General features: G+C 60.2%; 12 protein-coding genes. 5 read left to right on the plus strand and 7 right to left on the minus strand.

Annotated features, from left to right (window positions below; genetic code table 11):
- Positions 1-240 precede the first annotated feature (240 nt).
- From FHK92_RS23005 to nhaB, 3 genes are all read left to right on the plus strand, one after another.
- On the plus strand, positions 241-507 hold the full coding sequence (locus FHK92_RS23005) for a hypothetical protein (RefSeq protein ID WP_030142711.1): 267 nt from the start codon (positions 241-243) through the stop codon (positions 505-507).
- 187 nt (positions 508-694) lie between these two features.
- Positions 695-1,984, plus strand: coding sequence for a hypothetical protein (locus FHK92_RS23010; protein ID WP_181290134.1), 1,290 nt, complete (start codon positions 695-697; stop codon positions 1,982-1,984).
- 95 nt (positions 1,985-2,079) lie between these two features.
- Positions 2,080-3,582: a sodium/proton antiporter NhaB gene (gene nhaB, locus FHK92_RS23015; protein WP_181290135.1), complete on the plus strand. Its 1,503-nt coding sequence runs from the start codon at positions 2,080-2,082 to the stop codon at positions 3,580-3,582.
- 177 nt (positions 3,583-3,759) lie between these two features.
- Here the strand turns inward: nhaB and FHK92_RS23020 are convergent, their stop codons facing one another.
- Genes FHK92_RS23020 through gnd form a run of 3 tightly spaced genes read right to left on the minus strand, consistent with a single transcriptional unit; the run spans position 3,760 to position 7,099 of the window.
- The gene (locus FHK92_RS23020) at positions 3,760-4,581 is read right to left on the minus strand and encodes an HAD family hydrolase (RefSeq protein ID WP_181290136.1); all 822 of its coding nucleotides are present in this window, start codon (positions 4,579-4,581) and stop codon (positions 3,760-3,762) included.
- Positions 4,578-6,098 carry a glucose-6-phosphate dehydrogenase gene (gene zwf / locus FHK92_RS23025; protein ID WP_181290137.1) on the minus strand — a complete coding sequence of 507 codons (1,521 nt, stop codon included), beginning with the start codon at positions 6,096-6,098 and terminating at the stop codon, positions 4,578-4,580. The genes FHK92_RS23020 and zwf overlap by 4 nt, the downstream gene beginning before the upstream one ends.
- Positions 6,095-7,099, minus strand: a complete 1,005-nt coding sequence (gene gnd, locus FHK92_RS23030) for a phosphogluconate dehydrogenase (NAD(+)-dependent, decarboxylating) (protein ID WP_309109618.1) — start codon at positions 7,097-7,099, stop codon at positions 6,095-6,097. The genes zwf and gnd overlap by 4 nt, the downstream gene beginning before the upstream one ends.
- Positions 7,100-7,350: 251 nt before the next feature.
- Between gnd and FHK92_RS23035 the strand changes: the two genes are divergently transcribed.
- Both FHK92_RS23035 and FHK92_RS23040 read left to right on the plus strand, forming a co-directional pair.
- Positions 7,351-7,524 (plus strand): DUF6026 family protein, encoded by a 174-nt coding sequence (locus tag FHK92_RS23035; RefSeq protein ID WP_181290139.1) that lies wholly within the window; start codon positions 7,351-7,353, stop codon positions 7,522-7,524.
- A gap of 210 nt (positions 7,525-7,734) precedes the next feature.
- A complete protein-coding gene (locus tag FHK92_RS23040) occupies positions 7,735-9,474 on the plus strand; it encodes a phosphoethanolamine transferase CptA (RefSeq protein WP_181290140.1) in 1,740 nt (579 codons plus the stop codon).
- A gap of 23 nt (positions 9,475-9,497) precedes the next feature.
- Here the strand turns inward: FHK92_RS23040 and FHK92_RS23045 are convergent, their stop codons facing one another.
- The 4 genes from FHK92_RS23045 to FHK92_RS23060 all read right to left on the minus strand — a co-directional run bounded on the left by FHK92_RS23045 (position 9,498) and on the right by FHK92_RS23060 (position 12,550).
- Positions 9,498-9,992, minus strand: coding sequence for a GNAT family N-acetyltransferase (locus FHK92_RS23045; RefSeq protein ID WP_181290141.1), 495 nt, complete (start codon positions 9,990-9,992; stop codon positions 9,498-9,500).
- 56 nt (positions 9,993-10,048) lie between these two features.
- Entirely contained in the window at positions 10,049-11,170 is a 1,122-nt protein-coding gene (gene zapE / locus FHK92_RS23050) for a cell division protein ZapE (RefSeq protein WP_181290142.1), read from the minus strand.
- A 270-nt stretch (positions 11,171-11,440) separates the two neighbouring features.
- The gene (locus tag FHK92_RS23055; RefSeq protein WP_181290143.1) at positions 11,441-11,782 is read right to left on the minus strand and encodes a nuclear transport factor 2 family protein; all 342 of its coding nucleotides are present in this window, start codon (positions 11,780-11,782) and stop codon (positions 11,441-11,443) included.
- Between the two features lie 51 nt (positions 11,783-11,833).
- Positions 11,834-12,550 carry a helix-turn-helix transcriptional regulator gene (locus tag FHK92_RS23060; RefSeq protein ID WP_181290144.1) on the minus strand — a complete coding sequence of 239 codons (717 nt, stop codon included), beginning with the start codon at positions 12,548-12,550 and terminating at the stop codon, positions 11,834-11,836.
- Positions 12,551-12,660: the final 110 nt, after the last annotated feature.

The following is a 12,660-nucleotide window of genomic DNA, read 5'->3' on the forward strand; positions in this document are numbered from 1 at the left end:
TAGTTATCAGGGCGACCAAGAAGCGGTTATAAGCGAGCGTTTCGTTAGTTCGTGGCACTTGGAATCTTTCACCACCCTTTCAAACAAAAGGCCAAAAGCCGGGTCTGAAAGAAAATCGAAATTTATTCATCAATTGTGTGACCTGCTCCCGGGTTCGGGACATCAGTACAAGTAACCCGCCGCACGGTAAGCCCAACCGACGGCATATCATTTGATTGGGCACCCTTGAGAGATAACGCCATGAACGCCCCGCTCCGTATCAACGAAGCTCTTTTGATTGCCGACCGCGCATTCCGTCCTTTCCAATGCGTGGCCTGGGCCCCACAAGACGGTAACGGCGAACTGAGCCTGACCGTCATCGACCGCACCAATACGCATATTGGCCGGACTCAGATTCCAAGCAGCGCTTATACCGATCCCGCCCAACTCGCCGACCTGTTGAAACAGGCCCGTGCCGAATTGAGCCAGGAAGGCTACAAACTGCAATCCTGGTCCATGCCTGAATAATGCCCTGACAAGCCGGTTGTTTATTGGCCGGCTTGGCATTGGATTGCAAAGCCATTGTTTAGGCACGAATAGTCTTCGTGCTTTTAGGTACTCACAGTTGTGCACTGTCTGTTTCAAGGATTGAATATCGCTCTCATGCAAACACCGCCTCTTTACCAGGCCGGTCAATGCGCAAGGAGAGCCACGCATGCCCGTTCAATCCGCATTTGCACTCCCGATACGCCGGGCTCAGGCCGGGTACCTCGATACAGGCTTTGCCGACGGCGGTAAGGCCTGGGTCGGCTTTCCAGGGAACACCTCGACGCTCACCACCGGATTGGCCGTTGATCATGCCGGCCGAATTCTATTGGCGGCGCGGGTCATGACAGCCCAAGGCAGTCGCTTCGGTCTGGCCCGGCTTACCCCGAACGGCATGATCGACAGGGACTTTGGCATCAACGGCTACGTGGTCGATGCGTTTGCACCGGGTTGCGAAGCCACCGCGGGCAAGATCACCGAGCTGCCCGACGGCAATATCCTGTTATCCGGCCTGCATTACGAAAGCGCCGACAATACCCTCCCTGCCCTGGCGCTGTTCGATCCCCACGGTCATGCCGTGCATGGCTTTGGCGATGCCGGGCGACAAGTCGTGCGACTTTGCGGCAACCTTTCCCAGGGCATGCGCGATCCTTGGCTACCGCCCGGCGTGCCTGGGGTCGAAGCCTGCGACATGCGCGTACAGGCCGATGGCAGGATATTCATCCTGGCCAACCATCATTTCCAGACGTCCGATCACGTTGGCGTGTTGATTCGATTATTGCCGGACGGCTCACTGGATGACTCCTTCAACCATCGTGGTTTCGTGATGGTTCGTCGGCTGCTGAAAAACAGCTGGCTGAGCTGCCTGGCCCTGCAGGCCGACGGCAACATCGTCGTAGGCGGCGCCATCGATTGGCCCCAGCGCGGTTTGATGGCTCGCTATGACGCCTGCGGCCAACTCGACGAACGCTTCGGCGACGGCGGTTTCCTGTCCTTCACGGCACAGGGACGCAGCGTGATGGTCAGCCAGATCGTGGAAAGCACCCACGGCGATCTGCATGCTTTTGGCGGCAGTCGCGACCCTATGCATTGTCTGTCGGCGTGCATTCCCAGGGACGGGCAGCCGACGCCGGACAACCACGAAGGCCAATGCCGCCTCCTGGCAATCGGCAACCATGCCAGCCAGTGGACGGCCGCGCAGATGCAAGCAGATGGGAAAGTCGTGACGGCCGGCGCAACCATCGGCGGCATAGAGGCCGATTTCATCCTGGCTCGACATCTGCCGGACGGCAATCTTGATCCGGCGTTCGGCCAGGGCCAGGGTTTGCTGCGCACTCGACTGGGCTACAGCCTCGATACCGCGACAGCCGTGGCCGTGCAGGCCGACGGAAAAATACTGGTGGGTGGGCATTCGTTACAGGGCACCTCCAGAGCCGTATTGACGCGGTACAACGCCTGACTTCCGATCCTTTCGGCTAGCGGTAACAAGTCCTACGCTTGATATTCCTCATGGCTTACGGCAAGTTGCGCGCTTCTAATTAAAAGGAGCAGCCAATGTCCGGTCAAATGGCTCAAGCTTTTGCGCACAACTTCCTGGGGCATTCTCCACGCTGGTACAAAGCGTGCGTCATCGTTTTCCTGATTCTCAATGCGTTGGCGTTCTTTACGCTGGGTCCGGTCGTCGCCGGCTGGATGCTGGTCCTGGAGTTCATTTTCACGCTGGCCATGGCCTTGAAATGCTACCCGCTGATGCCTGGCGGTCTGTTGGTCCTGCAAGCCGTGGCGCTGGGCATGACCACGCCAAAGGCGCTGTACGACGAACTGGTCCACAACTTCCCGGTCATCCTGTTGTTGATGTTCATGGTGGCCGGTATCTACTTCATGAAGGACCTGCTGCTGTTCCTGTTCTCGCGCCTGCTGTTGGGCGTGCGTTCCAAGGCAGTATTGGCCTTGATGTTCTGCTTCCTCTCGGCGTTCCTGTCGGCATTCCTCGATGCGCTGACCGTGACAGCGGTGATAATCAGTGCCGCGGTGGGTTTCTATGCGGTGTACCACCGCGTGGCCTCGGGCAATGACCCGCGCCAGGACAGCAGCGTCGATGAAGACCATGACCTGCCGTCATTGCACCATCAGGACCTGGAACAGTTCCGGGCCTTCCTGCGCAGCCTGCTGATGCATGGCGCCGTGGGCACCGCGTTGGGCGGCGTATGCACCTTGGTGGGCGAGCCGCAGAACCTGCTGATCGGCCATGAAATGGGCTGGCATTTCGTCGACTTCTTCATCAAGGTCGCGCCAGTGTCGCTACCCGTGCTCGTGGCCGGGCTGGTGACTTGCGTGGCGCTGGAGAAGCTGCGCTGGTTCGGCTACGGCACGCTGCTGCCGGATAACGTCCGGGCGGTATTGGCCGATTATGCCGAGGAGGACAATCGTGAGCGCACCGCACGCCAGCGTGCTGCCCTCATCGTCCAGGGTATCGCCGCGCTGATCCTGATCGTGGCCCTGGCCCTGCACCTGGCCGAAGTCGGGCTGATCGGTCTGACAGTCATCGTGCTGATCACGGCATTCACCGGTATCACCGACGAGCACAGGCTCGGTAGCGCGTTCAAGGACGCCATGCCCTTTACCGCGCTGCTGGTGGTGTTCTTCGCCGTGGTCGCGGTCATTCATGACCAACACCTGTTCTCGCCATTGATCCAATGGGTGTTGGCGCTGCCGGCCGACCAGCAGCCTGGCATGCTGTTCATCGCCAACGGCCTGTTGTCGGCCATCAGCGATAACGTCTTCGTCGCGACGATCTATATCACCGAAGTGAAGCAAGCCTTTGTCGCTGGCAACATGAGCCAGGAACACTTCGAGACCCTGGCGGTCGCCATCAACACCGGCACCAACTTGCCCAGCGTCGCCACGCCCAACGGCCAGGCGGCTTTCCTGTTCCTGCTGACGTCGGCCATTGCCCCGCTGGTTCGCCTGTCCTATGGCCGCATGGTCTGGATGGCGCTGCCTTATACGGTGGTGATGGGTGGCCTGGGCTGGTATGCGGTGACTTACTGGCTGTAACGCCATTACTGAAGAGGCATGACTCTCTGTGGCGAGGGGATTTATCCCCGTTGGGCTGCGTAGCAGCCCCTAAAACAGTGAACTCAATCTTTTGGATATACCGAGTTGGCTGGTTTGGGGGCCGCTACGCAGCCCAGCGGGGATAAATCCCCTCGCCACAAGTATGTAGGGGATTATCTAGCGCGGCAGGATGTACCGTTCGATCGCCAATGCCGCACCGTCTTCGGTGTTGGCTGCGGTAACGACATCCGCCTGGCGCTTGATCGCCTCTTCCGCCTGGCCCATTGCAATCGACAGCCCCGCGCGATGGAACATCGCCGGATCGTTGCCACCGTCGCCCATGGCGGCGGTTTGCTCCAGTGGTACACCCAGGAACTCCGCCAGGGTCGACAGCGCCTCACCCTTGTTCGCCTTCATCGCCGTTACGTCCAGATAGATCGGTTGTGAACGCGACACCTGGGCCTGGCCTTTGAGCAGCGGATGCAAGCGCGCCTCCAGCTCTACCAGCAGGTCCGTGTTGGCGCTGGTCGCGACGATCTTGTCGATGCGTTCCAGATACGGTTCGAAACTCTCCACTTCCACCGGTGGATAGCCCAGGCCACGGGTTTCAACCGGCACCATCGGACCGTTGGCGTCGCGCACCAGCCAGTCGCCATCGGCAAACACCCAGACCTCGATGCCGGGCTGATCGGCGTACAGCGCCAACGTGGTCAGCGCCGCCTCGGGCGGCAAGTAGTGAACAGCCAGGAAGCTGCCGTCCGGATGCACCAGCGTCCCGCCGTTGAACGCCGCCGTGGGCAAGTCGACGCCCAAGGCTTCGATCTGCTGCAACATGGCCCGCGGAGGACGCCCGGTGGCAAGACTGAACAGCACGCCGGCCTCGCGCAATGAACGAACGGCTTGAATCGTGCGCTGGTTGAGACTGTGATCGGGCAGCAACAACGTGCCGTCCATGTCGCTGAGCAAGAAGCGGATGGGGCCTTTCACCTGATCACTCATCCGAGACCATGCCAGACGCGACCATCGCGAGTCAGCAATTCATCGGCGGCTGCAGGGCCATCTTCACCGGCCTGATACGTCTGGACCGTTGCATCTTCCCGCCAGGCATCGAGGAATGGCTGCACCGCGCGCCAACCGTTTTCGATGTTGTCGGCACGCTGGAATAATGTCTGGTCGCCCGTCAGGCAATCGTAGATCAGGGTTTCGTAACCCGTTGACGGCTGCATTTCGAAGAAATCCTTATAGGCAAAACCCAATTCGATATTCGCCATGTCGAGGGCTGGCCCGGGCCGCTTGGCCAATAGGTCGAACCACATGCCTTCGTTGGGCTGGATCTGGATTCTCAGGTACGTAGGTTGCAATTCATCGACTTCGGTGTCGCGAAACTGCGCGTAAGGCGCCGGCTTGAAACAGATGACGATTTCCGTGTCGCGCACGCTCATGCGCTTGCCGGTGCGCAGGTAGAACGGCACGCCGACCCAACGCCAGTTGTCGATCATCACCTTGAGGGCGACGTAGGTTTCGGTGCTGCTGTCGGCCGCGACATTGGCTTCCTCGCGGTAGCCTTTGACCGCGTTGCCGCCGACTTCCCCGGCGGTGTATTGGCCACGTACCGAATTGGCGCGGGCCTGCTCCACCGACCAGGGCCGGATCGCCCCGACCACCTTGGCCTTCTCGCCACGCACCGCGTCAGCGCCGAACGCCGCGGGTGGCTCCATCGCAACCATCGCCAGCAACTGGAACAAGTGGTTGGGCACCATGTCCCGCAGAGCCCCAGTGTGCTCATAAAAACTGCCGCGGGTTTCCACGCCGACGGTTTCGGCGGCGGTAATCTGCACGTGATCGATGTAATGATTGTTCCAGAACGCCTCGAAGAGGCTGTTGGAGAAACGGCTGACCAGAATGTTCTGCACCGTTTCCTTGCCCAGGTAATGGTCGATCCGATAGATCTGTTTCTCGCCCATGACCTTGAGCAGGCAAGCGTTGAGCGCCTCGGCGGTTTGCAGGTCGGAGCCGAACGGCTTCTCGATCACCACGCGCCGGAAGGCGCCATCCTGTTCCTCAAGCAGCCCGGCCGCGCCAAGGCGGCGAACCACTTCACTGAAAAAGCGTGGCGCGGTCGCCAGGTAGAAGACCGCGTTGCCGGTACCGCTGGCGGCGATTTTCGCCGCCAGCGCCTGGTAGGTACTGTCATCGAGGAAATCACCCTGGACGTAACCGATGCCCTGGGCCAACTTGGCCCACAGCGCCGGATCGAGCGCCCGATCAGGATCGACGCCCTTGCCCTGCGCCTCGTTACGGATGAAATCCTCGAGTTTTTTCGCAAAATCCACATCGCTGATGGCGTTGTGGTCGACACCGATGATTTGCAGGCCATCGCCGAGCAGCCCGTCACGGCTGAGGTGGTAAAGCGCCGGCATGAGCAAGCGCTTGACCAGATCCCCATGGGCACCGAACAGGAACAGCGTGGTCGGTGGCGCGGGTTCTGCCTTGGATTTCCTGCCGATCGAAGTCATTTTTTCGGCGTCTCCACGTGGCCACCGAAGCCGAAGCGCATCGCCGACAACATTTTGTCGCCATATGTGGCCTGCTGACGGGAGCGGAAACGCGCGAACAGCGAACTGGACAGCACTGGCACCGGCACCGCTTGTTCGATGGCCGCCTCAATGGTCCAGCGCCCTTCCCCGCTGTCGGCGACTTCGCCGGAGAAACCATCCAGTTTCGGATCGCTGGCCAGCGCATCTGCGGTCAGGTCCAGCAGCCAGGACGAAACCACGCTGCCACGTCGCCAGACTTCGGCGATATCGGCGACGTTCAGGTCGAACCGCTGCTCGGGCGGCAGGCTTTCGCTGGACTTGGTCTTGAGGATGTCGAAGCCTTCGGCGAAGGCCTGCATCATTCCGTATTCGATGCCGTTATGGATCATCTTCACAAAATGCCCGGCACCGGCCGGACCGGCATGGATGTAGCCGCGCTCGGCACGATCGTCGTCGGACTTGCGGTCTCGGGTGCGTGGGATATCGCCCATGCCCGGCGCCAGGCTGGCAAACAACGGGTCCAGGCGCCGGACGACATCGGCATCCCCGCCGATCATCATGCAGTAGCCGCGCTCAAGCCCCCAGACGCCGCCGGAGGTGCCGACGTCGATGTAGCTCAGGCCTTTTTCCGACAGGGCCTGGGCACGACGGATGTCGTCCTTGTAATACGTGTTTCCGCCATCGATGATCACGTCGCCCGGCTCGAGCAGCGCGCTCAACGCGTTGATGGTGTCTTCCGTAGGCGCGCCGGCCGGCAGCATGACCCAGACGGCCCGTGGCTTCTCCAGCCCGGCGACCAACGCCGGCAGGTCCGCGACGCCCGTTGCGCCTTCCTGGCTCAGGTTTTCGACGAAAGCGGCATTGCGGTCATACACGACGGTGGTGTGCCCTTTGAGCATCAGGCGCCGTGCAATATTGCCGCCCATGCGGCCCAGTCCAATGATCCCGAGTTGCATGTGCTGATGCTCCCTACTACAAATAAAGGTGTGTCAAAGGTTTAGCTCAAATGACTTGTGGAGGTTAGTCCAGAGCATTGCGGCATAGTTTCCGGGTAAATCGCCCGATCACAAAGGATAACGTTCAAAAACCGGCCGAAGACACGGCGACCATGAAAAATAAAAAAGTTCCATTCACGAGCAAAAGTATTCAGAATCGGCGCCGATAAAGAGGTGTCGACCAAAAAAACTGGCGACATCTCTCTAGTTGATGTACGCCATTTGCGAGGTGAGCAATGGGCCCAGTCGTTACCGCACGTCCTCCCCAAACCCTTTACGTGACCATTCGTCGCGACGAATTACGCCTGCTGAAAGAAGAGCGTGATCTGCTGCTTGATGAAGTGACGCAGTTGCGCTTGCAGTTGAAACACGCACAGCTTCCTTGCCAGGGCCAGGCTTTGGCTCGCTGAACCCACCTGTCCCAGAGGCAAGGCAGTTGAAGTGACACCGGGCAAGCCGGTGTCGCTTCAAAAAGCTCCTGCCACAAGCAATTCGTAACCAAAAAACTCACGAAGTTTTCACATCCTTCCCTTAATACTCCCGCGCACTGAATTTTTCGTCGAATGCCATGAGCACCAATCCGGTGCCAACAGCTTCGTCGATGGGGGCTGGAGCGCTTGATGAGTGTGTTCAAACGCAGCAAAACGACTGCGAAAGGTTTTGACTGGGCCGGGCTCGGCTGGCTGTTTCTATTCTTCTGGTACTTTTCCGGCATCACCCAATTACTCATCCTGCTGAGCGACACCTCCGGCTTCACCGGCTTTCGCCAGGCCTTCGTGATGAGCGCCCTGTGGCTGGCGCCGATGCTGCTCTTTCCTGCCCGCACTCGCCTACTCGCCGCATTGATCGGCGTGGTGCTGTGGGCGTGTTCCATGGCAAGCCTGGGCTATTTCTTCATCTACCAGCAGGAATTTTCCCAAAGCGTCATCTTCATCATGTTCGAATCGAACGTGGCCGAAGCGGGCGAATACATGACCCAGTATTTTGCCTGGTGGATGGTCCCAGCGTTCCTCGCCCACACGTTGGTGGGCTATTTCCTCTGGACCCGGCTGCGCCCGGTTTATCTTCCGCGAGGCCAGGCAGTGGTTGCCGCCGCCGTGATCATGGTCGCCGTGGTGGGTTATCCCTTGATCAAGCAGACCCAGCGCACCGGCACCCTCGCCGGCGGCCTGGAGAAATTCGAGGATCGCATCGAGCCGGCCGTGCCGTGGCAGATGGTGGTGGCGTACCGTCGCTACACCGAACAGCTGGAGAACATGCAAGGCATGCTTCACAGCGCCAGCACCATCGCGCCCTTGAGCAACCTCAAGGACACCATGGCCAACCAGCCCGCAACGCTGGTCCTGGTCATCGGCGAATCGACCAACCGCCAGCGCATGAGCCTCTACGGCTACCCCAGGGAAACCACGCCGGAACTGGACAAGCTCAAGGACCAGCTCGCGGTGTTCGACAATGTCATCACCCCGCGCCCCTACACCATCGAAGCGCTGCAACAGGTGTTGACGTTCGCCGACGAGGAAAACCCGGACCTCTACCTGAGCACGCCGTCGTTGGTGAGCATGATGAAACAGGCCGGCTACAAGACCTTCTGGATCACCAACCAGCAGACCATGACCAAGCGCAACACCATGCTCACGACCTTCTCCCAGCAGGCCGACGAGCAGGTGTACCTGAACAACAACCGCAACCAGAATGCCGCCCAGTACGATGGCGACGTGATCGAACCGTTCAACAAGGCATTGGCCGATACCGCGCCGCGCAAGCTGATCGTGGTGCACCTGCTCGGCACGCACATGAGCTATCAGTACCGTTATCCGCCAACCTTCGACAAGTTCACTGACCGCCAAGGCGTACCGGCGGGCGTACGTGACGACCAGGTCCCGACCTACAACAGCTACGATAACGCGGTGCTGTACAACGACTTCGTGGTGTCCAGCCTGATCAAGGACTACGCCAAGACCGACCCCAACGGTTTCCTGCTGTACCTGTCGGATCACGGTGAAGACGTATTCGATTCGCCGGGGCATGAGACCCTGGGGCGCAACGAGGGCAAACCGACCGCGCCGATGTATACCATTCCATTCATGGCCTGGGCCTCGCCGAAATGGCGCGAAACCCATGATTGGAACCTCGCCGGCGACCTGGAACGCCCTTACAGCAGTTCGCACCTGATCCATACCTGGGCGGACATGGCCGGCTTGAGCTTCGACGAACTGGACCGCAGCAAAAGCCTGGTCAGCGATGCGTTCACGGCCAGGCCACTGTTGATCGGCAATCCGTACGAGAGCCAGCACAAGGCATTGATCGACTTCAGCCTCATGAAACCCAGGGGGCCAGCGGGACAGGTCGTACAGAAATAGTCGGAACCGGTTGAAGCCCGCTGTTACAGGGGCTTGATCCAGAACTGCATGAGGCCGTGGGCCGGATCGAACATGCCGGGGGCAAAACCGAACTTGGCGTAACTGGCCTGAGCCGCGGCATTGCCTTCCAGCACCTCCAGAGTGATCTTGCAGCACCCCCGTTGGCGAGCGATGTCTTCGACTTTGCGCAGCATCTTCTGACTCAGGCCCATCCCGCGAAACTCCGGCATCACGGCAACGTCATGGACGTTCGCCAAAGGCCGGCAGGCAAACGTGGAAAAGCCCTCGAAGCAGTTGACCAATCCCGCCGGTTCGCCATTGACGAACGCCAGTACGCTGAAGGCATGGGCGCGCTTGGCCAGTTCTTCAGGCAAATGCGCAAGCACCTCGGCCGGCAACGAATGGCCTCCTCCCATCGGGTCCTCGGCATAGCCGTTGAGCACATGACAGATCGCTTGCGCGTGGACCGGATTGGTGTAGCTGGCTTGGAGTACAAGGATGTCCTTGGCTTCTTCCATGATTGTTCCATCTCGTTTCGATAAGGCCGGCGGCGTGGTCGCCGGCAGGGTTCAGGTCAGGCGAACTGACCGAAACGTTGCAATTGCATTTCCTGGAGGCGACTGAGGGTACGGCGAAACGGGAATTGCAGATAGCCCTCGGTGTACAACTGGTCCATCGGCACCTCGGCCGACAGGTACAACGGCACCTTGCGGTCATAACATTCGTCGACCAGGGCGATGAATCGCCGCACGCCATCGTCGTGAACCGACAACTGCGGCAGTTCACGATCACCGGCCTCGACCCGCTCGATCCCATCTTCAGTGCCACGGGCAATGCGCCCTTCGCGCTGCTCGGCGCTCAAATTAGGCACGTCGCTGAGCAGGATCGCCTTGAAGCGGTCGCACAGCGCCATGAAATCCACCGCCGAAAACGGTTGCTCGCACAGGTCCGGGTAACGACTCCAAAGCACCGTGTCGCTGGCCTGCACCGGAACGACCAGGCGATGGCCCACCTCAACCGGCGCGCTGCTCGACGCCTGCCCCGCGCTCAACCGGGCAAACACATCCGCCAATGGATCGACCAGGCCGGGATCGCGCAGCCAATAGCGCTGTTGCAGCATGCCCGGATGCTGGCGATGGTCCTGCCAGCCATTCACGGGAACGACCTGCATGTGCTGCTTGATCGCGGTAATGGTCGGCAGGAACCGCTCGCGGTTGTGGCCATTGGCGTAGAGCTCGTCGGGCGGCAGGTTGGAGGTGCTGACCACCACCATGCCCAGCTCGAACATCACCTGGAAGAGGCGACCAAGGATGATGGCGTCGCCGATGTCCGTGACGAACAACTCGTCGAAACACAACACTCGCACCTCGCGACTCAACTCTCGGGCCAAGGCCTGCAACGGGTCAGGCGTGCCGGTGAGCTGGAATGAGCGTTGGTGCACCCAGGCCATGAAATGGTGGAAGTGTTGGCGACGGGCCGGCACCTCGAGGCTTTCGTAGAAGCGATCCATGAGCCAAGTCTTGCCGCGCCCAACCGGGCCCCAGAGATACACACCCTTGATCGAATTGCGGCCTTCGTGCAACGCCTTATGGCATTGTTCCAAGGCCATGATGGCCAGCTCCTGGGCTTCATCCTGGACGAAACCGTGATGTTCGATGGCATGCTGCCAAGCGCTCAAGGGGGATTTGAAAATCATGCGACCCGGGTCCGGAAGGCGAAGGTGGCGAGTATGCCATGCAGCGCAACCCGGAGAGTGTTTCGCTGCCTATGGTTCACCCCAAACCTGCTCCCGCTGGGCTGCGCTGTAGGAGCTGCCGAGCGAAGCGAGGCTGCGATCTTTCCAAAGCCAGTTGAGTCTAAAGCGAAAGATCTAGATCAAAAGATCGCAGCCTTCGGCAGCTCCTACAGCAGCCCAGCGGGAGCAAGCGCCCTCGCCACAGCTTCGCTCCTACCTCTCACGCAAAAACTACACGGAAATATCCAACCGACTGATCTTCCCCTGCTCATCGAGCCGGAACGTATAGCGCAACTCCAGCGGGCTGCCGGGGAAGGTTCCCGAAATCAGGTTGTGGACCAGTACCTTTCCGGTACGTTGCTGTACGTTGAGCACTTCGACCCGTGGCTCATAACGTCGCGCGGTGTCTTCCATCCATTGGGCGATGGCCTGGGTACCGACCCGGTGATGACCCTCATCGAAGACGTTGGCATTCTCGGCAAAGAAACGCGTCGCCGCCGAGCTGTCGCGGGCGTTGGCCGCGGCGATGTAACCGGCAATCGCCGGAGCAAGGGAAGAGACGGGGTTGGACATGTCAGGGCTCCTTGTTGTATCGATCCGCAGCCATGCTAAAACAGCGTCATGTCAGTTTTTGTCAGGAGTGAAACGCCCGGCTTCATCCAGGTTCATCAGTGCAAACCAGGCCCGCAACAAATCGCTGCGCCGGCCCGGATAACGCTCACCCTGGGCAGTCGCGGCGGCGATCCGATCGGTGCGAAAGGTTCGATAGGCGCCGCGCAATTCACACCAGGCCACCACCACCCGGGCCTCGTTGAAAAAACCCAGGGCCAGGGGCCAGATCAAGCGCTGGCTCGGGTTCTTGTTCACGTCGGCGTAATCGATGTGCAGCTTGGCCTGAGTGCGAATGGCCTGGCGATAGACGTTCAGGTCAACGATGTTCTGTGGGTAGCCATAACCCGGGGGGCCCGGCAGTACCGTCGGATTATGCAAGGCGTCCCGTAAACCCGGTGCCAGCACGGCATCGACCTTCGCCAAGGCGTCGGCCGCAGCTTTGCCCAGCACCTCATCGCCGCGCTGGTCGACGTAGCGCAAGCCCAGCACGATGGCTTCGATCTCATCGGCGGTGAACATCAAGGGGGGCAGGAACAGCCCGCTGCGCAACACATAGCCGATGCCCGCCTCGCCCTGGATCGGCGCGCCCATCGCCGTAAGTTCGGCGATATCGCGATACAGCGTGCGCTCGGACACCTTCAACTCGCTCGCCAATGTCGCGGCGGTGGCCGGGCATCGCTTGCCCCGCAAGACTTGCAGCAACGTGAGCAGCCGAGTGGTTCGCGACACGATAGAAAAGATCCGAAGGAAATTCGCAGCAGATTAGCAGAGGCTGGTGTCAGAAACTGTCAGGAGGACCATACCTTCGCCACGGATACTGGCTTCATCCAGTGTTATCG

This window comes from Pseudomonas brassicacearum subsp. neoaurantiaca (genome assembly GCF_013608025.1).
Classification (GTDB): domain Bacteria; phylum Pseudomonadota; class Gammaproteobacteria; order Pseudomonadales; family Pseudomonadaceae; genus Aquipseudomonas.

Excerpts from the sequence above, each read along its gene's own strand:
- FHK92_RS23005 (WP_030142711.1), top strand. The coding sequence starts at position 241 with ATGAACGCCCCGCTCCGTATCAACGAAGCTCTTTTGATTGCCGACCGC.
- FHK92_RS23010 (WP_181290134.1), top strand. The coding sequence starts at position 695 with ATGCCCGTTCAATCCGCATTTGCACTCCCGATACGCCGGGCTCAGGCC.
- nhaB (WP_181290135.1), top strand. The coding sequence starts at position 2,080 with ATGTCCGGTCAAATGGCTCAAGCTTTTGCGCACAACTTCCTGGGGCAT.
- FHK92_RS23020 (WP_181290136.1), bottom strand. The coding sequence starts at position 4,581 with ATGAGTGATCAGGTGAAAGGCCCCATCCGCTTCTTGCTCAGCGACATG.
- zwf (WP_181290137.1), bottom strand. The coding sequence starts at position 6,098 with ATGACTTCGATCGGCAGGAAATCCAAGGCAGAACCCGCGCCACCGACC.
- FHK92_RS23035 (WP_181290139.1), top strand. The coding sequence starts at position 7,351 with ATGGGCCCAGTCGTTACCGCACGTCCTCCCCAAACCCTTTACGTGACC.
- FHK92_RS23040 (WP_181290140.1), top strand. The coding sequence starts at position 7,735 with ATGAGTGTGTTCAAACGCAGCAAAACGACTGCGAAAGGTTTTGACTGG.
- FHK92_RS23045 (WP_181290141.1), bottom strand. The coding sequence starts at position 9,992 with ATGGAAGAAGCCAAGGACATCCTTGTACTCCAAGCCAGCTACACCAAT.
- zapE (WP_181290142.1), bottom strand. The coding sequence starts at position 11,170 with ATGATTTTCAAATCCCCCTTGAGCGCTTGGCAGCATGCCATCGAACAT.
- FHK92_RS23055 (WP_181290143.1), bottom strand. The coding sequence starts at position 11,782 with ATGTCCAACCCCGTCTCTTCCCTTGCTCCGGCGATTGCCGGTTACATC.